Genomic DNA, 25250 nt, shown 5'->3' on the forward strand with positions numbered 1-25250 from the left:
CTTAATATTTTAAAAAATTATAGCATTTAATATGAGACGAGCTTTAAAAATTGATTTCAATTGAAGATTATGCCAATTGTCAAAGTAACCCCTTGCCGAGGCAAGTGAATAACCACCACAAAGTCTAAAAATGGAATTATTTTTAGTTTATATATTTACCCTTTCACTACATATTTACCACCACCCATAGTATTTGCCTTGGTAGCTGCTATTCTCTGTCTTCAGAAGAATCTATAAGAAATTCTTTAGAGGGACTTATAGCAACAATCAAGTGTATACGTCACTACTTGAAAAACAGCCGATTTGAGTTTCAGTAATTGGCTAACAAGACTTAAAGGGAAACTAAGAGCCAAAGAAAGTATAGTCTTGGCACAGCAAGCATTTCACGCCGAGGTCTGACTAATGAAAAAGACAACTCTGGTTGCTATGCCTCTTTACGTCGATAGATGGTGTCACCGATTCTGTATAGCAAAAGGCAGAGTGCAGAAGGAAAAATATTGACAGGTAAAGGTTTCAGTATTTGGCTTTGTTGTAATCGCCTTGGCGACTGCTGTAACACTTCACTACGATTTACCGCTACGCAAAGAAGAAACCCTCTTTGCGTAGCTAGAGGGTTTCTTCTTTGCGGTGAGAAAAAATTATGCTGGCTTAACGACAACCACACCGTAAGCATCTGCGGAGAGATGCTGTTGAGCAGCTATGCGAAGGTCTTCACCATCAAGGCTTTGAATTCGCGCCGGGTAAGTTAGGGCTGGCTCTAAGTCACCCATTAGAGAATGATAATAACCGTACAAGTTAGCGCGATCGCTTGGCGATTCATTCCCAAAAATAAACCGATTCGCCACTTGTGTCCGGACGCGGGACATCTCAGCTTGGGTTACTAGCTCAGATTGTAAGGTACGGATGTGCTGCGCGATCGCTGCTTCTACCTCTGCCACATTCTCCACAGGTAACTGCGCCCCAATATAAAATACTCCCTGAAGCTGCTGGCTCATATTGCTCACCCCAATATGCGATACCAGGTGTCTATCTTCGCGCAAATCCCTAAACAGTCGCGACATCCGGCCTTGTCCCAAAATCACCGCCAACACATCCAGGGGGTAAGTTTCGGACAGTTGCTTTAATCCTGGCACTCGCCAAACCATCACCAGCCGCGCCTGCTGTACACTTTCGTCAACATACTCGCGCCGCACAATTTCTTTAAAAGCTGCTTCAGGGTTGCTTGTTATTTCTTGTTTGTTGTTTGTTGTTTGACTACCGTGTGTGGAAAATCCCTCTGCCACTATTTCAATTAATTCTTCTACAGGCAAATTGCCCACTACCGCCGCTGTCATCGCCTGGGGTTGATAGTTGCTGGCGTGGAAATCGCGCATCTGCTGCGCCGTCAACTGCTCAATTACCGATGCTGGCCCCAGTACCGGACGGCGGTACGGCAACTGTTCAAATGCCACTTCCATCGCTTGTTGGAAAGTACGGCGACGGGGATTATCTTCCGAACGGCGAATTTCTTCTAAAACTACCAATCGCTCTCTTTCAAAGGCATCATCTGGAATGCTGGGATTCAGTACCACATCCAGCTGCAATGGTGCCAACTGGGCAAAATCTTTAGGGGCAGATGTAATGTAGTAGTGAGTGTAATCTTGGCTGGTAGCTGCGTTTGTCACCGCACCCCGCTGTTCAATCAGTAGCTCAAATTCCCCACTTTTTAGCTGCGGCGTCCCTTTAAAAACCATGTGTTCCAAAAAGTGAGCCATTCCGTTGATGGGATCTGACTCAACACATGAGCCGACGTTTAGCCAAATGTTGAGATTCACAGCCTCAAGAGGCATCTGCTGAGCCACAATGGTTAGACCGTTGGGCAACTTGTGCAGGGTGGGAGCGGGTGCAGGTGCGATTTTGAACAGGGTTGAGGTCATGTGTTGTTCTACTGTTTCTTTTTTATTTTAACCAGTCTGGGGCAGCGTCCCCGTGCCAACTATCTCAGCTTTTGAGATAGCGATCGCTTCTGCAAGGCAAGCATATTTCTCTTCTGATTCAATTCGTCAAGCTACTCAAAATAAATAATTATTATTTTATCTTTCAAAAAATTTTAAATAAATTTGCCACTTATTGTATTTTTCCCTACTTTAAAAATATGAAATTTCCTATCTTTAAACTACTTTTTTTAATGCCCCGTTTTTAAAGTAACCAAAAACTTTAACGTTTTTCTCAACCTCTAGACAGATACTCTTGCTAGTTAGTTAGATTGAAACTAGAATTTATCCTAACAGGAGTAAGTTTTACTGATGCTGAGTGTACTTTATCTAAGTACAAATACTTTCATTGCCGCGTGTTATTATACAATTGCATTCTTAATATTTCAGGGTCTTATACGAAGGCAGCATCTACTCAGCAATCCTCTTTTACTGGCAACTATCGCAGTTTTCTTCAGCGGCGCTCTTGGACATTCAGCCCACGTCGCCCTAGCTGTAGGCGGACATGAAAGCGCCTCAACCATTTTTGCAATTCAAGCAAGCATCGACCTAATAACTGTTCTAGCCGCTGGAACCTTAATTGCTCTGAGGCGTTACTACTCCATATTCAGCGAGGAGCAAGGGGTCTTCGCCGATACCCAAGACCAGCTAGAGCAGGCGAATGCTGATCTTTTCAAAGTAAACGCCAACTTGGAATCTTTGGTAGCAAAGCGCACCGAAGAGCTATTGCAGACCAATCAAAAATTAGAAAGTGAAATTAGAGAGCGCAAGCAGGCAGAAGAAGAAACGCGGCATCTCCAAAATTTCCTTAATTCTGTAGTAGAAAACCTGCCAATTGGGGTTTTTATCAAAGAAGCTAATGACCTGCGTTTTCTCTACTGCAACAAAGCCAGCGAAGAAATAACTGGCTATTTGAAAGAAGATGTAATCGGCAAAAATGACTACGACTTATTTGCAGAAGAACAAGCTGATTTGTTAACAGCTCACGAGCGCAGAGTGCTGGGAAAACAAAAACTTTTGGATATTTCCGAACAACAAATTCAGACCAAACATAGAGGTTTAAGAATATTTCTCACTAGGAAAATACCGCTTCTCGACGAATCAGGAAGACCGCGATATTTACTAGGCATTTCCGAAGATATTACGGAGCGCAAGCAAGCTATTGAGGCGTTGCGGCAATCGGAAGCTGCACAAAAGCAATTAATTGCTTTTCTACGACAACAAACGACTGAGTTAGAAACAGCAGTGCAAAAGCTGCAAAACACTCAATCCCAACTGGTTCAAAGTGAAAAAATGTCTAGTTTGGGGCAATTAGTTGCAGGTGTTGCTCACGAAATTAATAATCCAGTCAGCTTCATTTACGGCAATTTGACTTATGCAGATCAATATACTCAAGATTTGCTGCACTTGCTACACCTATACCAGCATTATTATCCTCAGCCAGTAGCAGAAATCCAAGTTCAAGAGGAAAGTATTGACCTAGATTTCGTGCAAGAAGACTTATCTAAAATGCTGTCGTCGATGAAACTGGGAGCAGACCGCATTCGCCAAATTGTCCTTAGCTTGCAGAACTTCTCTCGCAGCGATCAAGCGGAAAGTAAGCAACTTAATATTCACGAAGGGCTAGATAGTACGCTGCTGATTTTACAGCATCGACTGAAAGCGAAGCTGGGAAATCCGGGAATTGAGCTGATTAAAGAGTACGGAGATTTGCCCCTCGTGCAGTGTTATGGTGGGGAGATAAATCAGGTATTTATGAATATCATCGCCAATGCAATTGATGCTCTGGAGGAGTACAGCTATCAGAATTTAGCTATTAGGACTATAGAAAATTTGCAGCCAAGTTTTGTACATGGATACCAAAAACCTCCAATTTTTAGCACTGAACCCCCAATTTCTATTAAGATTCGCACTGAGGTTTTAGCAAATGACGGCAACCCTCGTGTACTGATTCGGATTCGAGACAACGGCCCAGGTATCCCCCCAGAAGTGAAGCCTAAGCTGTTTGACCCCTTCTTTACTACTAAACCTGTTGGCAAAGGGGCAGGATTGGGCTTATCTATCAGCTATCAAATTGTGGTTGAGAAGCACGGCGGAGTCCTGAAGTGTTTCTCGGAAGTAGGAGAAGGAACCGAGTTCTGGATTGAAATCCCGATTAACCAGAGTAAAGATAGGTAGCTTCGCTAGCAGGAAAACTAAACTTAATGTAATTTACTATTAAGTTTAGCTGGGTTGGCGGGATGCGATCGCTAATAACTTATACCATTTCACTTTTGTAAGGCTACACAACAGCTTATAAAGTTTGGGTAAAGAGAAGGTTATGGAAATTACCCAGGTTTGCTCATATCATTAAGTAGTATGAAGAAATGTAAAAGATAATGTTATGGCAAGCGATCGCATTGTCGTTATCGGTGCGGGAATTGGTGGTTTGACAGCTGCGGCGTTACTTGCTCGTCGAGGCTACCAAGTATTAGTTTTGGATCAAGCGCTGGTGCCTGGGGGATGTGCTTCCACATTTAAACGCAAAGGATTTACCTTTGATGTGGGAGCTACGCAAGTTGCTGGACTGGAACCGGGGGGAATTCATCACCGGATTTTTAATGAGTTAGAAATTGAACTACCAGCGGCGACACCTTGCGATCCAGCTTGTGCAGTGTATCTACCGGGGGAAACCTCACCGATTAATGTGTGGCGAAACCCCGATAAGTGGAAACTTGAGCGAACCCGGCAGTTTCCGGGAAGCGAACCATTTTGGCAACTGTTGGCAACTCTTTTTAAAGCAAGTTGGGCGTTTCAATCTCGCGATCCGGTACTACCGCCGCGAAATTTGTGGGATTTGTGGCAACTGGCAAGAGCAGTTCGTCCGGGTACTTTGATTACTCTGCCTTACACTTTTTTGACGGTGGGGGATGCGCTGCGGCTATACGGGCTGGGCGATAATCAACGTTTGAGGACGTTTCTGGATTTGCAGCTAAAGCTTTATTCCCAGGTGGATGCTCAAAGTACAGCTTTGTTATACGCAGCAACAGCTTTGAGTGTTTCCCAGGAACCGCAGGGATTATTTCATCTAAAGGGTAGTATGCAGGTTTTGAGCGATCGCTTAGTCTCCTGTTTAGAGCGAGACGGTGGCAAACTGTTGATGCGCCACACAGTAGAACGCATCCACACCACAAATGGTAAAGCTACTGCTGTCGTCATTCGCAATCAAAAAACCCAGGAAGTTTGGACAGAACCCGCTGACCACGTTGTAGCAAATGTCACTGTGCAAAATCTGATGCAGCTGTTGGACACACAAACGCAACAAGCATTTTCCCAATCCAAAATCCAAAATCCGATCGATTCGTCCAAAATCCAAAATCGATATCGTCGTCGAGTAGATAAACTTCCCCCCTCATCGGGAGCGTTTGTGGTGTATCTCGGTGTAGATGAGAGCGCTATTCCCCTAGGATGTCCGCCTCACTTGCAGTTTCTTTATGACTATGATGGCCCGATTGGGGAGAATAACTCTTTATTTGTTTCAGTTAGCCACCCATTCGATGGTCGCGCACCAGAGGGGAAAGCCACTATCATCGCGTCTTCCTTCGTTGATACCCGAAATTGGTGGGAATGCGAGGATTATGAAGAACTGAAGCGAAAGTATACTGAGGATGCGATCGCACACCTTGGGCAATTCTTCCACCTGAAACCGGAAACTATTGTGCATCAAGAAGCCGCTACACCTCGCACCTTTGCCAATTTCACAGCTCGCGATCGCGGTATTGTTGGCGGTATTGGTCAAAGAGTTTCCACCTTCGGCCCCTTTGGCTTTGCCAATCGTACACCTGTCAATCATTTGTGGCTAGTGGGCGACTCCACCCATCCCGGCGAAGGTACAGCAGGCGTTAGTTATTCAGCCCTTACTGTAGTAAGGCAAATCGAAAATACCAAAAACTGATCAGCCTCTGAGAGTCACTCTGAACCCAGCTTGCGCGATCGCATATAAAGCAAGCATTTCAGTTTGTTAAAACAAACTTGAGTTTTCAGCCCGTAGACGCGAAGCGGCTTCTCGAAGAGTACTTTAGTTCAGGGCTGATTGCAACAAGTCTATTCTTGCTTCTCAGGTCGTCACAAGGTTAACTTTGACACAATGTAGATAAAAACTCAAAAAAATATGCGTAGATTGAGAAGGCAAGTACGCTCTGTACAGGCTGCGCTAACGCCACAATTAAACCGTCAGCTAAAAGCCGAAAAAGCTAAACTACTGCATTACTACAATACTGAACTAGAAAAACAGGTACAGGAACGCACAGTAGAACAGAGGGCAGTTATCACTTCTTTAAACGCTGCACTCTTGCAACTTCAACAACAACTTCAACAGGCGCAAACTGAACTCGATGAGTATCAGCGAGCATCTGATGCTCTGCGTGAAAGCGAGCCAAGGTTCCGTTCTCTGATTCAGACTGCTGGAAGCGTAATTATTTGCCTGTCACTCAGCTATCAAATTGTCGAGTGGAATCTTCAAGCCGAATGTATTTATGGCTGGAAAAGGGAAGAAGTTCTAGGGAAAAACTATTTTGAGTTATTCTTACCTAAACCAGTTCGGGCTACCTTCATTGCCAATATAAATAACGTACTAGCAGGAGAACTATCCCAAGATTTTGAGAATGTAATTTTGAGCCGTGATGGACGTAAGCATATATTAAATTGGAACATTACCCGTTTAATGAATACCGAAGGCGTACCTTCTGGAGTTATTGTAATTGGGCAAGAGATTCCGGCTTGCAAAGCTGCTGAAAGAAAAATATATTTTCAATCGCGTCTACTAGATGCAGTTGGACAAGCAGTTATTGCAACTAATTTAGATGGCACAATTATCTATTGGAACCGATATGCAGAAACATTATACGGCTGGTTAGCAGCGGAAGTATTAGGACAAAATATTATCAACATTACTCCGGCGCAGGTCTCAAAAGAGCAAGCATTTGAGATTATGTCCCGCTTACAGCTTGGTGAGAGTTGGTCAGGAGAATTTCTAATTCAACGTCGAGACGGCTCTTGCTTCCCAGTGATAGTTAATAACGCGCCTATTCACGATGCAGAAGGGAAATTTATCGGCATTCTTGGTATTTCCGCAGAGATTACTGAGCGTAAGTTGGCTGAGGAAGCACTGGCTGCAAGTGAAGCTAAATTCCGTTCTCTGATTCAAAATAGTTCGGATATTATCACGATTCTTGATAGAGATGGAGTCATTCAATATGAAAGCGACTCGATTGAAAAAATTTTAGGATATAAACCAAAAGATTTGATAGGTCAAAATTGTTTTGATTTAATTCATTTAGAAGATGTTAGTAATATAATTAAAATTTTCCATGAGTTCATTGAAAATCCAGGGATGACCTTAACGGTAGAGTACCGTTGGCGACATCAAAACGGATCTTGGTGTGCGCTTGAGTCAACTGCTAGCAACTTGCTGACTAACCCATTTGTAGCAGGCATTGTCGTCAATTCCCGCGATATTACAGAACGCAAAGCTGCTGAAGCTGCACTCAAGCAAGCTAATGAAAATCTAGAAATCCGAGTTGAACAACGTACTACTGCATTAAGAGAAGCTAACAATCAACTGCGGCAAGAAATTATGGAACGTCAGCAGGCGGAGTCAGCACTATGCCGTAGCGAACAGCAACTTTCTGATTTCTTCGAGAATGCTACTGTGAGTTTGCACTGGGTAGGAGCAAATGGGAACATTCTGCGGGTGAATCAAGCTGAACTAAACCTTCTAGGATACACGCGGGAGGAATATTTAGGACACCATATTAGCGAGTTCCACGCCGATCCTGAAGTAATTAATGACATTTTGGAACGGTTAAATAGAAATGAAACGCTGCATAACTATCAAGCTCAACTTCGTTGTAAGGATGGCTCAATTAAGTATGTTCTTATTGACTCAAATGTGTTATGGGAAAACGGCAAATTTATTCATACACGGTGCTTCAGCCGCGATATTACAGAAAACAAGCTATTAGAGGATGCGTTGCGAGAAAGTGAAGAACGGTTTCGCTGTTTGAGTGCTTGTTCACCTGTGGGGATTTTTTTAATAGATATCTACGGTAACTGTACCTATACCAACCCCTGTTATCAAGCTATCTGTGGCTGCACTTTTGAGGAGAGTTTAGCACAAGGATGGTTGCACTTTATTCATCCGGAAGAACGCGATCGCGTTTTCTCCGACTGGTTAGCATATACTCGTGAAGGCAGAGAATACGCACCAGAGTTTCGCCTGCTTGTAGGAGAGGGAATCGTGCGTTGGGTTCACGTTCGCTCATCCCCCATGTTTTCAGATCAAGACGAACTCATCGGTCATGTTGGCACAGTAGAAGATATAAGCGAAAGCCTACGGCAAACTACGCTACGCAAACTTGCCGAAGCAGAACTACACCGCCGCGAACAAGAATTCAAAGCATTAGCTGAAAATTCTCCTGACATCATTGCCCGATTTGACCGTGAATTTCGCCATCTTTACATCAACTCAGCTGTAGAACGGTCAATGGGAATCTCCCCCCAAACAACTATCGGTCAAAAGCCTTCAGAGTTAGAATTACCCCCAGAAACTTCCACTTACTTTCAACAGAGTATTCAACACGTTTTAGACACCAAAGAAGAATGTATTATTGAATGGAATTTCCCGATACAATACGGTTATAAATACTATCAATCTCGTCTCGTTCCTGAATTTAATCGTGATAATTCAGTCGAGTCAGTATTAGCTGTTTCTCGTGACATCACAACTCAAAAACAGACCGAACAAGCGCTGCGTGATGCACTCCAAAGACTGAACTTTCATTTTGAAAATTCGCCCTTAGCAGTCATAGAATGGGATTCAAACTTTCGTGTGTCCCGTTGGTCGCCGGAAGCCGAAAAAGTTTTCGGCTGGCATAGCGACGAAGTTCTAGGATTAAGTCCGAATAAATGGCAGTTTATCTTTGCCTCTGATATAAAAGCTGTTAATAGCACGATGGCGCGCTTAATCGACAGCAGCGAACAACGTAATGTATCGCGAAATCGCAATTACACCAAGGATGGCTCAGTTGTTTATTGCGAATGGTACAATTCAGCGCTATTAGATGAATCAGGCAAATTAGTATCACTGCTGTCCCTAGTTCTCGATGTGACTGAGCGCAAAAAGATGGAAGAAGCTTTGCGCGAGAGTGAACAACGCTTCCGGACTATGGCTGATACTGTACCTGCAATGATTTGGGTGGCAGAGGTTAACGGTGTTAGTACATTTTTTAACAAAGCTTGGCTAGATTTTACTGGACGCAGCCTCGAACAAGAATTAAACAACGGTTGGATGGAAAGCATACATCCTGATGATTTATATAGTTTTATAGACACCTATTATTCAGCCTTCCATGACCGCCAACAAGTGCAGGCGGAATACCGCCTCAGGCGTGCTGATGGTAATTATCGTTGGGTTATCGATATGGGTATCCCACGCAATACACCCGATGGTAGCTTTGCTGGTTACATCGGCTCGTGCATAGACATAACCGAGCGCAAACGGGCAGAAGAAGAAATTCTTAATGCTTTGAACAAAGAAAAAGAACTCAGCGAACTTAAATCTCGCTTTGTCTCCATAACTTCTCACGAGTTCCGCACACCTTTGAGCGTGATTTTGTCTTCCGCCGAACTACTTGAATATTACGGCGAACAATGGAGTCCAGAGGAAAGAATACAACAACTACATTTGATTCAATCTTCTGTGCAGCACATGAACCAGTTGTTAAATGATGTGCTAACGATAGGTAAGGCAGAAGCAGGTAGACTAGAGTTTAATCCGGCACTGCTTGAGCTAGTAGAGTTCTGCCGCGCCTTAGTCGCCGAGATCCAACTTATAGATGCTGGACACACAATTGTCTTTGTCAGCCAATACCCTGTCCTCAGAGCTTGCATAGATAAAAAACTGTTGCGGCAAATCCTGAGCAATTTGCTCTCGAATGCTATTAGGTATTCACCCCAGGGCAGAGCTATTCGTTTTGAACTCGCTTACCATAATGGAGAGGCTACTTTTCAAATTCAAGACGAAGGCTGCGGCATTCCGGTAGAAGATCAAGGCAGATTGTTTGAGCCTTTCCATCGGGCAACCAATGTTACTAATATTACTGGTACGGGTTTAGGGTTAACAATTGTTAAAAGGTGTGTAGATTTACATCAGGGTAGGATTATGTTAGCCAGTCAAGTTGGAGTTGGCACAACTTTTAGAGTCTGTCTTCCGGTGCATAACCAAATGAGGAGTTAGACCTGTGAAGAAGATTCTGGTGATTGAAGACGAGCCAGCAGTTAGAAACAACCTGCGCCTTCTGTTGAAGGCTGAAGGGTTTGAGTTTATCGGCGCAGAAAACGGTGATGTGGGCGTGAAATTTGCCACCATTCACAAACCCGATTTGATTATCTGCGACATTATGATGCCAGATTTTGATGGTTACGCTGTGCTAAATACATTGCGCCAAGATAAGACTACGGCAATGATTCCCTTCATTTTTCTCACAGCTAAAGCGGATAGAGCAGACTTGCGCCAAGGGATGCAGTTGGGGGCTGATGATTATCTGACTAAGCCATTTACCAGGGCGGAATTGTTAGAAGCGATCGCTATTCGTCTGAAAAAACAAGAAGCCGTTACCAATCTGCAAAATAAAATCCAAGAACTCCAAGAGTTAAATGTTAAGAAAGATGATTTGCTGGCTACAGTCTCCCACGAACTGCGTGCGCCTCTGGCAAATATGAAGATGATGATCCAAATGTTAGAAGTTATCCCTAATGAAGAACGAAAACAGCACTACAGGAAGCTATTAGAAGCCGAATGTGTCCGAGAGATGGATATGGTTAATAATATCTTGGATTGGCAAAGATTAGAATCTGAAATACAGGAAACATCTTTAGAAACTTTAATATTACAATATTGGTTATCTAATATAATCGAGCCTTTTCAATTACGTATAGAACAGCGTCAGCAAATCCTCAAAGTTAATCTTCCTCCCCACCTTCCCCCAATTACCTCAGACCGCGCGTGTCTGGAACAGATATTGAGAGAACTGGTTAATAATGCGTGTAAATATACGCCAAAATATGGAGAAATTTCCATCAGCGTCGAGTTGAATGATTCTGCTAGAGAAAGCAACTCAACGACAACAGTTATTTTTAAGATTGCTAATCAAGCCGAAATAGCGGCGGCGTATTTACCTAAAATATTCGATAAATTTTATCGGGTTCCTGATGCTGATTTTTGGAAACAAGGTGGAAGCGGATTAGGTTTGGCTCTGGTGCATCAGTTAGTGGAAAAACTAGAAGGAACTATTCAGGGAAAAAGCTCCGATGGTTGGACTACATTTACTGTGCAGATACCTACTACAATCAGCCCGTAATAGGATGGGAATTGGGAATTGGGAATTGGGAAGAATCTTACCTAGTCCCCAGTCCCCAGCCCCCAGTCCCTAATTCGACGTTGTTTCGAGGGGAGTTGGAGGCTCTATGCTTTTTTTCCAAGCCTCAATTGAAGCTTGAGCATCAGAGTAGGCGGATGTACCGCTGGGGATATTTTGCGCGATCGCGATCGCTCTTCGCAAGTCGTTCCTAGACTGATCCTGCGCCATCGATAAAAGTTGGTAACTCCAGCGATTAATGGCTTCTCTAGCTTGGGAACCGACTCGCGCCGAGTTACGCACCTCTTGGGCTGTTTGCACGGCTTGGGCGATCGCATCCGGTGTCCCTGGACTCGCTAACTGATAAGCTGATTGCAAAATCTCAGTAGATCGCAGTTCCCGACGCCAGCCTTTAATTTTTTCCTGAGCTTCACCGTAAAGCGCCCTTCCCGCTTTAACTTGTCCAGCGGAGTTAATAGCGCCAGGAAGATTGCCAGAAACCGCCAAAGCTCTTGCTTGGTCGAGGTAAGGCTGATCCTCTATCCGTTGGATTCGGTTAGTCCAGCGGCCGATTTGCCTTTGAGCCTCTTGATACAACGCCCGTCCTGGCTGAATCTGCTCCGCTGTAGCAATAGCGCCGGATAAATCGCCTGCATCAGCCAAGGCTTTCGCTTGATCCATGTAAGGCTGGTCTTGCTGACGCTCAATTCTTTCAGTCCACTGGCGGATTTTGCCCCTAGCCTCGCTATATAGGGCGCGTCCTTGGCGAATTTGACTAGCTTGGTTAATGGCTTCAGAGAGGGAACCAGCATCGCCATAATTCGCGTATTGTTCGGCGCTGTCGAGATAGGGACGGTCTTCTATAGTTTCAATTTGACTTGTCCAGTTACTAATTTGCGCTCTTGCTTGCGAGTAACGGGGATTAGTGCTGGGAATCAGCTGCGCTTCCGCAATCGCTGCTGATAAATCGCCTACAGTTCCACCTTTTGCCAGTTCTCCCGCCCGTTCTAGATGCGCCACATCTTCAATTTCTCGCTGCCAACGAGTTATTAATTCCTGGGCTTTATCGTATAGTGGTCGCCCTAAATCTAGCTTTTGGGCAAGCGCGATCGCTTCTTCCAAATCTGTTACAGTTCCTTGTGCGGCGCGAGACTGAGCATTAGCCAAATCGTTTAAATCTTGAGCCTCTACTTGTAGATTGAGACTTTCGGGAATTTTATTCGTAATTAAAATTACGGTTTGCCAGTCTTTTCTATCTAGCGCCTCTTGAGCCATATCAATTAATTTCCGCCCAAAGTCCGTCACCGCGCCTTGAGCTTCCTTATATGCCAAACTGTTTGCAGGAATTGCCTGTGCTAGTTTGATCGCCTCCAAGAGATTATTTAATCCCCCGCTTCTTGCCAGCTGGAACGCTTTATCTAACTTGGCGCTTTCTTCCCGCGCCGCCTGAATCAAATTAACCAGTTCATCGTACTTGGTAGTAGCCCAGTAGTTATTTCCTAAATAAACCAGTTGCACTGCTTCCCGAAAAGCCTGAGTCCAGTTAGACTCGCGCACTTCATCAGTGGCTTTTTGATAATATCCTTCTGCCTTTGACCAAATAGACTGCCAGCGAGTTACGCGCTCATCTACTAACTTGTAAGCAGGAACGCCAGTGGGAATTTTCCTCGCCACTGCGATCGCTTCCTCCAATTTTCCCGCTTGGAAAGATTCCTCGCCTAATTTCAAGATATCCAGTGACCACTCTTCCAAATTGCGGTCAATTTCTGGACGCAGGGGGTGATCTTTTGGCAGAGAATTCACCAACGCGATCGCTGAAAGCAAATTGTCCGCCGTCTGCTTAGAAGCCGCTATCTGAGCGCAGGTTAGTCGTAGCGAAGCACTAGCAGTAGGCCAAAAAATCGCTGGGCAATTAGGCAAAGCTGGCAGCTTAAACAACAGCGCCACCGCCATAAATCCCATCCCACCAGAGAGCAGGACGACCAACGCCCCCCAAAACGCCCAGCTTGTCGGCAAGCGCAAACCCCTCTTTTTCTTATTAGGTTTCTGGGGTTCTTCTGTCGGTGACTGGGGCTGTAAAGATGGATTAGGCTCAAGCCCTTGTAGAGAACTATTAACCGCCGAACGGCTAGGACGACTATCTTGTGGAGATGAGCGTTTAGGAGCGGGTGCCTTTGGGGAGACGCGATCGCTCGGACTCCCAGAGGCAGGCGATTTCTTATCTCCTGACCAACCGCGATTGGAAGACTTGCCTAAACGCCCGCGCTCTGGAATTTCCGGATTTCTGGTCATAGCTTACTCACACCACAATACGCTTCGCCTCGGACGAATGCTTTTCTAGCACATACAGTAGTTGCAATGCTACTCCTATAAGCTAGAAAAAGCTACCTCTATCCGGAGTTGTTTTCTAATTGCTAATTGTTCATTTAGCCATCTTCACCTTAGCCATTTACAGCTAAACAGACCCTGCTCGTAAATCTTCAATCAGTGCCGCTAATTCGTCACTACTCGCTTGGTAAACTTCTCCGCAAAAATGACAAGTAGCTTCTGCTCCATCATCTTTTTCAATCATGTCTTGCAGTTCTGCTTCACCCAGCATCTTTAATGCACCCAAAACCCGACGCATGGAGCAACCACAGTGAAAACGTACCATTTGGACTTCTGGTAATATTACCAGACCCATGTCTCCCAGTAGCTGTTCAAAAATTTCCGGCAGCGTCTTACCAGCCTGTAACAAAGGGGTAAACCCCGCCAGCGATTGCATTCGAGATTCTAAAGTTTGCACCAGTTGCTCGTCTCGCTCCGCCTTGGGCATGATTTGCAACAGTAACCCGCCAGACGCGGTTACTTTGCCAGCCTCCAGAAATACACCCACCACTAGCGCCGAGGGTGTCTGTTCGGATGTCACCAGGTAATGAGCGACATCATCCCCAATTTCGCCCGAAACCAGCTCAACGGTACTGGAATAGGGGTAGCCGTATCCAACATCGCGCACCACATACAGGTATCCTTCCCGACCTATAGCACCGCCTACATCGAGTTTCCCTTTGGCATTCGGAGGCAGTTCCACAGTTGGGTTTTCCACATAACCCCGCACCGTTCCGTCTAATCCCGCGTCTACAAGCAGCCCACCTAGCGGCCCACTGCCCTTGACGCGGATGTTGACCCTTGACCCCTCACGCTTCATGCTAGAGGCAAGTAATAGTCCCGATGACATAGCGCGTCCCAGCGCCGCACTCGCTACGTAGGATAGGTTGTGCCGCTGTTTAGCTTCTTGTGCAAGGCGTGTTGTGATGACACCAACGGCGCGAATTCCACCCTCTGCCGCTGTAGCCCGAATTAACTGATCAGCCATGAAAAAACCTTACATTTCTTAACAGACTCTATTTTTATTGTAAGCATGGCGGCACGAGTGATGGCGCATCTCTTGTTTCTTATCACTTGAATCGCCCCTGGAACTGCTTTTTAGAAATAAACACTAAACGATTTTTATAATAAAAAAATAACTATAATTGTACAAAATAAATAAAAATATTTATAAAATAGGCTAAAAAAAACATATCAAATTAGCTGTATTCAATACAATTAGTTAGGATAGGTAGATAGAAATTTTTGTACCAGTAACAACTAACAACAAAAAACTCCTTATGCTAGGAACCTTTCAACAAAGCCATCTCAGAATTGAAGTAAATTCCCCAGCAACAGCCATCGGCGACAGCCTGCTGCGTACAAACCTGTTGCGCCAGTGGCTATGGTCGCAGCGCTTTCCCGCTGGACTACCGGAACAACTGCATGAGGGATTAACCTACACGAGTTGGGCGGGACTCGTAGCGATAGAACACAAGGTGGAAATAGCCCAACCCCACTGTCTGCGACTGATTCTGAGTCAAGGAATTGACGGTTATCACGAGTGGTACTGGGGAGAAAATTGGGTGCAGTCGCGTCTGGAAGGGATATCTCTGCTACCGCTGAATGTAGGGCAGACCCTAAGTTTGCTTCAGCTGAAGCAATTTCTGGCATCCCAATCTAAAAAGTAACATTCTCATTCCCAGTTTCGGGCTGGAAATGCAAGTTGTGAGGCTATGCCTCAGGCAATATTATAGGAGGGAGAGCCTCCTTTTTTCGTTCCAAGTCAGAGATTGGGAATTAGGGGATTGAGGAATCTAACCTATAGCAATCCTATTTAAGTTGTGAAAAAGTATTCGCCCTGGTGTAGGAACACGGCACTGCCGTGTCCCTACAGAAGTTCACGAATCATTTAGGATTGCTATACAACTACAACTATTCTTAAGTGAACTAATTTGATAAGAAAAAGGCCGTTTTCTTATTGAAAACGGCCTTTTATTCTAGCGGAGACAAACTTAATTTTGTATTACTAGGGATTGGTCAGGAGGCGATTGAGAAGACGTTACCCCAGTCCCCAGTTTACTGCTTCACCAGTTGTTGCCGCTCCATATCTGTTACTTCCTTGAGTCCAACTGTTTCTAAGAGCAACAGAAAATCATTGCGGATAAATTGATCGTTGGGGTTAGCAGTACGGGCTGCTGAAATTGCTGCTAGAGTGTCATACCATAAACTAGCACCAGCATAGATTGCTGCCTTGTCAAAGTCTGAATTAGCCGCTGCGAGTTGTTCCAATAGAGCAGGTGATGCTTGTACGCGCTTAATCCTTGCCTGAGCTATAGGATTAACAGAGGGTCGATCGGGATTGCAAAGCAGTGTTACTGTCCAGCGGTATTGCCGTCCCGGAACCAGTTCTGGCAGGTCTTTGGGCATTTGGAGCTGATTAATTCCAGCCTTGGGTTTATCTATCTGTTGCTGAATGATTGGTTTGGGTACTCCTGGTTCCACCAGTGTAAAGTTGATCGGTACTCCAGGGTCAGCTGACAGATACCAGAAAAAGGTGGGATGACTTGATGCAGTCAATCCGGTGTGATTTTTCGGAACTAGCAAAGTTAGAGATACAGAGGCAGCTTCACCGCATGAGCCGCGGGAGCCAGTGCCTCTGGTGCCGCTGGGAGCGTCGAGATCGTCGGGTGGCTGATAGCGCACTTGGGTGCCAGTGCCTTTGGTGTCTTTCGGCGCACCTATGTCACCAGGCTCAAACCTAGAATCAGCTTGAGCTTTCAGCACAACATCTGCGTAAGCCATCGAGTTAAACCCTAGATCGCTAGATACACGATTGAATATCGAATTGAGGGGAGTATCGATTAAGCCGAAGAACTGGATCAAAAGAATTGATGCAGTTCCGGTTACTGTAGTAGCGAATTGACGGGAAGTAGCCATAAATATACACAGATGTTGTGATGCCCGTAGTTTTTTTTACTACACGTTGGCGATCGCATTTTCCATATTTCTGACTTTTTCCCGGATTCCTTCGGGTCTTTGGCTGGAAACGAGAATAATCTCACTCAAGCAAAACCTGATATATAGCAATGCTATTTGAGTTGTGAGCCAGCCCTTCAGATACCGGACTTCGAGAGAGAAGTCGGGTATCTCGCCTTCACGAATCATTTAGGACTGCTATCCCTGCCTTGGCAGTGTAAACAATGCTAAATTTTTAACGCATAACTAATGATTTAGGATTAATCAGCTTTTTTCGGCTGAGTGTCTGGATGGCAAATTAAATCCTTAGCACTGGCAGGTTCCAGCTTTTGAGCAGCTGTAGCGACGAGAATGCGTCCATCTGCCGTAGCGGTCATTGCTTGGGCTTCAACAACGCGATCGCCTAGTTTCCAATTTTGGGAATTGGGAATTGGGAATTGGGAATTGGGAATTGCCTCTTGTTCACCTTGTTCCTCTTGTCCCTCCTCAAGGGGTTGGACATCTACGAGACGGTAGCGATCGCTTTGTGCATCATAAGGAGTCGGCTGTAAACCACCCGTACCCGTGACTGTGAAACTTCCCCGTTCCACATTGCGCCGCGCCAGACAACTACCAGCCACCACTTGATCGGGACTAACAAAATTAGCTGCTAACGGCGAAATCGAATTTTGTAAAAAGGTGAAATCTGGCACATCGACTACACCATTGGTGCCAAATCTAGAGGAAGCTGAAATATCAACGCGACCGTTATTACGAAATATCCTGGCATCAACAAAGTCTTTGCGAACCGGAGCATATTTGTCATAGATAAAAGCAGGGATATCTCTACCCGTGATGTTTCCTCCTGGGCCATTTTCAGCAGCCGCCAGAAGGTCGCTATCTTCCAGAGCAATGAATTGTGAAGATTCTGGGTTAGTTCCCACGAGAACGACATCGCCGCCGCCACCGTCGCCATTAAAAACGCTGGTGCTAATCAGGCTACTATTACGCAGGCTGATATCTTTAGCAGAAATCACGATATTACCACCGCCAGTTTGCAAAGACTCGGCTGTAATGCTGCCGCCGTCCATCGTTATGTCTTGGCTCATCGTCATAATAATGTCCCCGGCGCTGCCTGTTGCTGCACTGCTGACACTAACTCCAGCGCCATCAGTTATCGAAAGCGACCGAGAATTAATAATAATCCCGCCGCCTTTGCCGCTGCTTCCCTGGCTTGCCGTACTAGCAATGCCAGTTTGTAATGATGTCGGTGGTGCATTATTACCTTTAAGAGAAATAGAATCTTCAACTACCAAAAGTATAACGCCAGCGTTACCTTGTCCTTGAGTTTCAGTTGTTAATCCACCACCATTAGTAGCAGAAAAAGACTTACTAACCATAATGATACCGCCGCCCGATCCTGTTGCTTCTTGTGCTACACCACTTAATATCCCGATGCCATTTTCTATAGAAACCGAATCTTTTGCTAACACAAATACAGCGCCAGCATTTCCTATTCCTCCAGTGCTGGTATTAATTTGAGCGCCGTTTTTTATGGTAAGCGTTCCAGTTTCGATACCAATAGAAGCAATGAGATCCCCACCTGTGGCTAATGAATCGCCAAAAATATTCCCAGCCAGAGTATCAAGATTTCCCACAGCTCCGGGTTGTATAGTGCTAAGAATTGCAGTACCATTACCTTCTAAAGAAACCGAGTCTGTAGCTTCTAAAAATATCAATCCTGCATTTCCTAAACCATTTTCCCGCACCAAAGTTTGCAGTTGAGCGCCGTCTTGTAGGGAAATTGAAGGAGAGTTAATAACAATACCACCAGCATTGCCGATTCCTGTGGATTCCACAGTGCTGAAAATACCACTTCCATCGCCTGTAAGAGAGACATTGTTTGTAGCTTGTAAAGATATTACTCCGGCATTTCCAATACCACCTCCACGCACTAGAGTTTGTAATTGAGCGCCATCTTTTACTGAAATTGAAGGAGCGGTGATAATAATACCGCCAGCCTTGCCTACTCCTTGAGATTCCACAGTGCTGAGAATTTTACTTTCGCCTGTGATTGAAACGTTTTCTGTAGCCGCAATTAATACTAAACCAGCATTTTCTGGTTCATAGATACTGGTAGCTAGTTCCGCTTTATTTTCTATAGAAACTGTTTTGCCTCTAATGAAAATACCGCCAGCATCAAATTTGTTACCGATTGCAGCACTTGTATTAATCCTTGAGCCATTGGTAATTAATACATCTGCATTTTGGACTCCTTGGGCATCAGCTTGAGCAAAATCTACAAAGGGAACGCTGCCAAAAAACTTTAACCCTAGTTCTCCTGCTCCTGCTAATCCCGTTAACTCGATAATACCGCTTAGGGAAGTTAATACACCGCCATCAAGTGTTACATTGCCGCCTAAAAGCAAGATACTATTACCATCATTTACTCGCAACCCGTTCAGCGAGCCGGGATTTATCGGATTTGCATCTGGAGTTACGGAGCGATTGATGATATTTCCGGCGGCAATTTGATTAAATAGCAGGGCAGAAGGAGCTACATTTAGTATTTGTGATGGTAGTGGTTGAGCGCGATCGCTACTGAAAACATCGCCATTAGCTAACCGGAGAGCATTGGCAGTTGTTGCTACAAAGGAACCACCAATATTGAGCGAAGAATTTTCCCCAAAGATGATGCCGTTGGGATTGATTAGAAATAAGTTAGCTGTACCGTTTGCTCTGAGCAAACCATCAATATTTGAGATAGATGTACCTGTGACGCGATTGATAATGTTCTGAACATCAAAGGCATTGTTGAAATAAGCGCTACCGCCGTTGGGTACAGAAAATTCTGAAAAACTGTGAAATAAGTTGCTTCCAGTTCTGAGTCCTCCATTAATCGTAAAGTTGTTGCCAGGTGTAACTGTAGTAGGAACACTGCCATCAGAAGAGATTTGAGCAATGGCAGGAATGGGGAGAGAAAGGCACAAGGCTAAAGGGAAAAGGGAAAAAGCAAGAAATGGGTAATTTTTCATTTGGGAGGTAATTGGTAATTGTCTTCTTTCTCAGTCCGCAGCTTAGGAACGAGGATTTTTACAGCCAGTTTCCGATGAGGATAAAAGGCGACCAAAGAGCAGGATGGTTGTAGTCGAAATTGGCGATCATTTTAAGTTGAGCTTTTTGAAGTGCTTCTACTTTGGTAATTCCTGGTTGGCTTAGTTGCGTATAAAATTCTTCAATTAGCGGAACTGTAGCTTCGTCGTTGATAAACCACAGAGTAGCAAGTGCGCTTTCCACTCCGGCGCGAACTGCTACGCCAGCAATTCCCAAGGCGGAACGATTGTCACCAGCGGCGGTTTGACAAGCACTCAAGGTTAGGAGTTTGACTGCTGGTTTACCAGGACGCGATCGCAATAAGTTATCAATTTGCTCGATACTAATTTGCTCGTCATACCCTAATAAAAAGGTGTTCTCGGCATCTACTCCAAATTTGCCGTGTGTCGCCATGTGAACGACCGGGTAGCTATCTTGCTGGAGTTGGGTTTGCAAGTTTTCCAGGGTGAAGGCGTTGTCTACTAGGGGAGTACCGCCAAGAATTTGTTTGACGGCTTTCACCTCGGCTTCAACATTCATTAGCGGCGCAAATGGCGGTTTTTCGACAGTTAAGCCCATAATTAAAGCTTTCAGCTTGCGCCTGTCTTGGGATTGACTGTTAGTAAGGTTGATGCTGGGTGTGGTAGCGATCGCATATTTCTGAATTAAAAATTCTTTGCCATCATGCAGCGCTGACATCGGTATCTGTCGCATTACCCCATCATTAATGAAGACTAAGGTACGCAATTTGGAGGCAGCTAAATCTGCCTCCATTGGGCGAATCAGTAAGTTGTAAACTTTTTGGGCTTGGGGGAGATATTCTTCGCTTCCCCGATTTTCTAACAAGTTGCGTAACAGCTCGATTTCTTTTTCTAGTTGCTGTTTGCCAATTTCTACCTTATAGCTGCTCATTGTCCCATTGGGACGTTGAAAAATCATTTCGGTGCGGTCGTCCAAAATGACTGAGTAAATTGCCGCTGCATTGGTGTCAGAAATAGCTCCATTTATCTGGCTATTATTTAGTGCTACTTGCACGCAATCATCGCCAAAGAAATTTTGCAATTCTGCTAACTTCAGGGATTCTAAGGTGCCGATAACAGTTTTGAGAGAATTGTCTTTTTGTAGGGGGTAAGCATTGCGGCTATTATTTTGAGCTACAAGCTTTGAATCTTCTGCTACAATGCTTCGCCCGTAAAGTTGATTCTCAGTTGCTAACAATAACTCCATCAGTCCTCGGTAAACTGGCTCCACGTCGTCGCGGAAGTTAAATTGCAACTCTTTGTTAGCTACAACGATGTCGCCGCGAATACTTTGGAGAGTAGCGATCGCGCCCTTAAAAGATGCGATCGCTTGACTTTGTTTATTGATGGCTTTATAAATCCGCCCCGCCTGCCATTGCCAACGATACAAACTATCCGCAGCATTCACTTTTTGTGCAGCTAATTGAGCTTCACCTGTCAACAAGAGCGCTTTTTCATATCCCCTAGAAACTTCGTACAAATTCCCTAAGCTACCAAGAGCAAAAGATTCGGCGCGACTATCGCCAATATTTTTAGCAATGGTGAGGGCTTTTTCTAATATCCAAACTGGAAATTCTGAAATACGATTCGCCGCTTCTTCTGTGGAATTTTGACGCTTTAAACTGTCGGCAATATTAATTAAGGCGTATGCTTTATCTCGCGAATCTGGCGCTTGTTCTATTAAGGCGAGTGCAGAGTTGCGGTTATTGGCAATTTCTGCCAAATTGGGCGAAGGCGATCGCTCTAACAGGCGGTTCAAATTCAGCAAAGCTTGTATAGCCGATCCGCTTCCCCCTACTTCTACACTTTCTTGAAAAGAGGACTGAGCAGCGTCTACATCATTTTCTGCCAGTTTTGTCAACTCTTTGAACTGCGGATCTCCTTCTAGACGAGCCAAAGTTGCCTGGTAGCGATATCGCTCAGCTCGACTCAGATAAACATTGCCACGATTATTTAGAGCAGTGCTTTGGAGATTATTAGATTGCAGTTCGCGGGAAATTTTCAGGCTAGCGTCGTGAGCTGCTAATGCTTGCTCGTAGTCGCCTAATGCCCAGTAAGCATTTCCCAAAGCTCCTTGGGCTGCGGCTTGCGTGGACTTGTCGGAAATTTTAATAGCAAGCTGTAAAAGTGCGATCGCTTTTCGATACTGTCCTAAATCGCTGTAAGCTTGCGCTTGTTCTGTCAACAATTTCGCTATTTGGCGATCCGACTTGCCATCTTTTGCGTAAATTTGAATCGCTTGCTCCCAGGAAGCGATCGCTCGATCTATTTTGCCAGTCTGGCGATAAGCTACTGCCAGGTTAGTGTGAATAACAGCCCGATCTTTGGCTTGTTTAGTTTGCGCGAGTGCTTCTTGCCAAAGCGCGATCGCTTCTGTAAAATTTCCTACTTGATAGCGTTCAATCCCCTGTTGCACCAGCGCCACAGAGGAAGTAGAAGCGATAACGCTTGTCTGGTGAGTTGTTACCCAATACTTTTCGGTTAACTTCTCCCCTACAAGGAGAGGTTCCGGCAATTTCTCCCCCTTCCCTGATAGGGAAGGGGGTTGGGGGGTTAAGTCTGCCTGATCCGCAACAGGTTGAGTGGCTACCAACACCTCTGCTGACTTGATCGGCAAAGCGTTGAGCGCAAAACAAAGAATAAACCCCGACAAAAATAAAAGACTGAAGCGATGCCAACGCTTGCATATTATGTATAGTTCAGTCATGTATCATTAGGTAGATTATCGTTATTTTAGTGGAGATACTTTCAATTGTCTGTATCTCCACTGAACTATTTGAGTAGTTTTACGGAATCTTACCGAACCAAACCGTAGATTTACGGATGTAAAACCATGAGTTATAAGGATTTGGTGATTCGTACAACTTTCTACACCTCAACTCAATAGTTTTACTGAATCATTGACGAACCGTAGATTTACTGATGGAAGCCATGAATTCTAAGCTGTTTGCGATCAATACAGGGTTGTTATGTCTCAGCTGGAGTTTCCTGGCTCTTACGCGCTCGCCAGCTTGGGCCAGAAATCCAGAAAATACGCTGATGCAACAGGATACAGCAGCTTGCAGTCGGATGAAGTCCAGCCTATGTGGAGAGATACCCGACTTCTCCAAAAAGTCGGGTATCTGTGTACCTTACTCACCCGAAAAGGCCTGTAGTACCATCGCCGCCTCACCGTCTAGCCTTGACCATTACCGAAATTTTTCCAAAGGTGAAATAGTCGGCTCAGACAGCCAGCAATTAAAATTGCACAGCTCAAATTCAGTCCGTTTTAACGGAGGGCTATTAGACGAGGAATTGATTCCCCAAGGGGACAGCAAAGAAGCAGAAAATTCAGAGTGTAGCAAATCTGACGAGCAGGATTGCACAGTTGCACAATTACCACAGACACCGCCTCAAATCCCGCCCGGAACTGTGGAACCCCCAGGCTCTAATCTGGAACCTTTGCCCACACCCCAGGAGACACCAACACCGGAACCTTTGCTCCAAACACCAGAGCCAGAACCAACTGAAACTCCACCGGGTGAAGGAGTGAGAGTCAAAATCAAGAGCATTAAGGTTTTGGGGAGTACCGTCTTTTCGCCAGAAAAATTACAGGAAATTGTACAACCCTTTATCGGTAATGAAGCAACTTTTGAACAACTGTTAGAGATTCGCACTGCGATTACAAATTTATACACTCGCGATCGCTACACTACCTCCGGCGCATTTTTGCCGCCCCAAGATGTAACCAGTGGTGAGATTACAATTCAGGTAATAGAAGGAGCGATAGAAAAAGTTGAAATTCAGGGGTTAAATAGGCTCAGAGAAAATTATGTGCGATCGCGCATCGAACGTGCCTCCCGACGTCCAGTTAATCTGCAACGTCTGGAAGAAGCGTTACAATTATTACAACTGAATCCGCTGCTAAGTTCAGTACAAGCCGAACTGACAGCCGGAACTGCTCCCGGACTAAGTATATTAACGCTCTCGCTGAAGGAAACGCCGCCCATCACCACCGCGTTCCTGTTGGAAAATCGAGAGTCTCCCAGCGTTGGGGAAATCAGAGGAACAGTTGCCGCCAGTCACAATAATTTACTGGGATATGGCGATCGCTTCGCCGTCGAATATGGACTAACTGAAGGTATCCGAAGTTACAGCTTAAGCTACGATATTCCCGTAAATTCCCTTGATGGCACCCTCAGCCTGCGCTATGGGAACAACAGCAGCAAGATTATAGAGGAACCCTTTGCGCCGCTAAATATTGAAGGTGAAGCGCAAACTGTATCACTCTCGTTCCGTCAACCAATTATCCGCACACCTAGTACAGAATTTGCAGTTGCAGTATCAGCTGATTGGCGACAAAGCCAGACTTATATATTAGGTGAGATACCCTTTTCTTTTTCGGAAGGGCCAGAAAATGGCTTGTCCACAGTCACCGCTTTGCGTTTTAGTCAAGAGTGGACAAATCGCTCATCTAACAGAGTTTTTGCAGCGCGATCGCAATTTAGCGTAGGCGTGAACGCTTTAAACGCCACCATCAACGAAGCCGCAGCTGATGGGCAATTTTTCAGTTGGGTAGGACAATTTCAGTACGTTCAGGCTCTCGGACGCAACGTCGTTTTAATCGCCCGTACAGGTATCCAGCTTTCCAACGACACGCTACTTTCCCTAGAACAATTTAGTATCGGTGGCGTTGATACAGTGCGCGGCTACCGACAAAATCAAAGAGTTGCAGATAATGGCTTTCTTGGATCGGTAGAAGTGCGCTTTCCCCTCATCCGCGAACCTGATGGAATTGGAATTATCCAAATAGCTCCATTTTTTGATATCGGAACCGTTTGGAATAACAATAGTGAAATCGCAACTCCCCAAACTCTTTCTAGCGTTGGTTTAGGATTGCGCTGGGAACTTTCCCCATATTTTTTAGCCCGTTTAGATTGGGGAATTCCCCTCACCTCTATCGACAATCAAGGCGGCTCCCTGCAAGACAGTGGACTCCATTTCTCCTTCCGTCTGCAACCGTTTTAAAGAGATTTTGACTTGTACTCAGCTATTAGCGGGTTTACGGTTTAACCAGAATTTAATTCAAAGTTTGTTCAGAGAGGAAGTTATGCGTGAATCCGTAATCTACCAAGATATTATCCAAAAGGGACGGGAAGAAGGAAAGCAGGAAGAGGCGCTAAAGATGGTTATGCGATCGCTTACCCGCCTGTGCGGTACACTTGACTCCAATCTGTAAAGACGCATTGAGGCGCTATCCGTTACTCAACTGGAAGATTTGAATGAGGCGTTGTTAGATTTCGCCGATGCTACCGATTTAGAGGACTGGTTACAGGAATATCAAGGAAGGTAAGGCTTCTGGTAGAGGATGCGATCGCGCTTTACCTTACTCATTCTCATTACGGTGAATTTTGGCGCATAATTTTGCGCGATCGCGCTTGTGTTTTCCTCAATTTTCAGCGATTGAGTGTCGATGGCAATGGGAT

15 protein-coding genes are annotated in these 25250 nt (G+C 45.0%); 8 read left to right on the forward strand and 7 right to left on the reverse strand.

Features of this window, described 5'->3' with window-relative positions; all coding sequences use genetic code 11:
- Positions 1-638 precede the first annotated feature (638 nt).
- Entirely contained in the window at positions 639-1916 is a 1278-nt protein-coding gene (locus H6F63_RS07855) for a pitrilysin family protein (RefSeq protein WP_190636336.1), read from the reverse strand.
- A gap of 369 nt (positions 1917-2285) precedes the next feature.
- Between H6F63_RS07855 and H6F63_RS07860 the strand changes: the two genes are divergently transcribed.
- From H6F63_RS07860 to H6F63_RS07875, 4 genes are all read left to right on the forward strand, one after another.
- Positions 2286-4151, forward strand: coding sequence for an ATP-binding protein (locus H6F63_RS07860; protein ID WP_190636337.1), 1866 nt, complete (start codon positions 2286-2288; stop codon positions 4149-4151).
- 205 nt (positions 4152-4356) lie between these two features.
- Positions 4357-5907, forward strand: a complete 1551-nt coding sequence (gene crtD / locus H6F63_RS07865) for a C-3',4' desaturase CrtD (RefSeq protein ID WP_190636339.1) — start codon at positions 4357-4359, stop codon at positions 5905-5907.
- 216 nt (positions 5908-6123) lie between these two features.
- Positions 6124-10248, forward strand: a complete 4125-nt coding sequence (locus tag H6F63_RS07870) for a PAS domain S-box protein (RefSeq protein WP_190636341.1) — start codon at positions 6124-6126, stop codon at positions 10246-10248.
- A 4-nt stretch (positions 10249-10252) separates the two neighbouring features.
- The gene (locus H6F63_RS07875) at positions 10253-11371 is read left to right on the forward strand and encodes a response regulator (RefSeq protein WP_190636343.1); all 1119 of its coding nucleotides are present in this window, start codon (positions 10253-10255) and stop codon (positions 11369-11371) included.
- A gap of 69 nt (positions 11372-11440) precedes the next feature.
- On the opposite strand, the gene H6F63_RS07880 is transcribed toward H6F63_RS07875, so the two are convergent.
- Entirely contained in the window at positions 11441-13660 is a 2220-nt protein-coding gene (locus H6F63_RS07880) for a chromosome segregation ATPase (RefSeq protein WP_190636345.1), read from the reverse strand.
- A 163-nt stretch (positions 13661-13823) separates the two neighbouring features.
- Positions 13824-14723, reverse strand: a complete 900-nt coding sequence (gene hslO, locus H6F63_RS07885; RefSeq protein ID WP_190636347.1) for an Hsp33 family molecular chaperone HslO — start codon at positions 14721-14723, stop codon at positions 13824-13826.
- A gap of 292 nt (positions 14724-15015) precedes the next feature.
- Here hslO and H6F63_RS07890 point away from each other — a divergent pair, with 292 nt between their 5' ends.
- A complete protein-coding gene (locus tag H6F63_RS07890; protein WP_190443629.1) occupies positions 15016-15405 on the forward strand; it encodes a hypothetical protein in 390 nt (129 codons plus the stop codon).
- 388 nt (positions 15406-15793) lie between these two features.
- On the opposite strand, the gene H6F63_RS07895 is transcribed toward H6F63_RS07890, so the two are convergent.
- From H6F63_RS07895 to H6F63_RS07910, 4 genes are all read right to left on the reverse strand, one after another.
- A complete protein-coding gene (locus H6F63_RS07895) occupies positions 15794-16654 on the reverse strand; it encodes a DUF928 domain-containing protein (protein ID WP_190636348.1) in 861 nt (286 codons plus the stop codon).
- 39 nt (positions 16655-16693) lie between these two features.
- A complete protein-coding gene (locus H6F63_RS07900) occupies positions 16694-16882 on the reverse strand; it encodes a hypothetical protein (protein WP_190636350.1) in 189 nt (62 codons plus the stop codon).
- 71 nt (positions 16883-16953) lie between these two features.
- Complete coding sequence (locus H6F63_RS07905) at positions 16954-19707, reverse strand: filamentous hemagglutinin N-terminal domain-containing protein (protein WP_190636352.1); 2754 nt, start codon at positions 19705-19707, stop codon at positions 16954-16956.
- Between the two features lie 58 nt (positions 19708-19765).
- Entirely contained in the window at positions 19766-22492 is a 2727-nt protein-coding gene (locus H6F63_RS07910; protein ID WP_190636354.1) for a CHAT domain-containing protein, read from the reverse strand.
- A gap of 224 nt (positions 22493-22716) precedes the next feature.
- Between H6F63_RS07910 and H6F63_RS07915 the strand changes: the two genes are divergently transcribed.
- From H6F63_RS07915 to H6F63_RS29935, 3 genes are all read left to right on the forward strand, one after another.
- A complete protein-coding gene (locus H6F63_RS07915) occupies positions 22717-24792 on the forward strand; it encodes a ShlB/FhaC/HecB family hemolysin secretion/activation protein (RefSeq protein WP_199297877.1) in 2076 nt (691 codons plus the stop codon).
- An 82-nt stretch (positions 24793-24874) separates the two neighbouring features.
- Positions 24875-25003, forward strand: coding sequence for a DUF4351 domain-containing protein (locus H6F63_RS29930; RefSeq protein WP_242019598.1), 129 nt, complete (start codon positions 24875-24877; stop codon positions 25001-25003).
- Positions 25004-25009: 6 nt separating this feature from the next.
- A complete protein-coding gene (locus H6F63_RS29935) occupies positions 25010-25117 on the forward strand; it encodes a DUF4351 domain-containing protein (RefSeq protein WP_347276781.1) in 108 nt (35 codons plus the stop codon).
- The last annotated feature ends 133 nt before the right edge of the window (positions 25118-25250 follow it).

Source organism: Trichocoleus sp. FACHB-40 (assembly GCF_014695915.1).
Classification (GTDB): domain Bacteria; phylum Cyanobacteriota; class Cyanobacteriia; order Cyanobacteriales; family FACHB-T130; genus Funiculus; species Funiculus sociatus.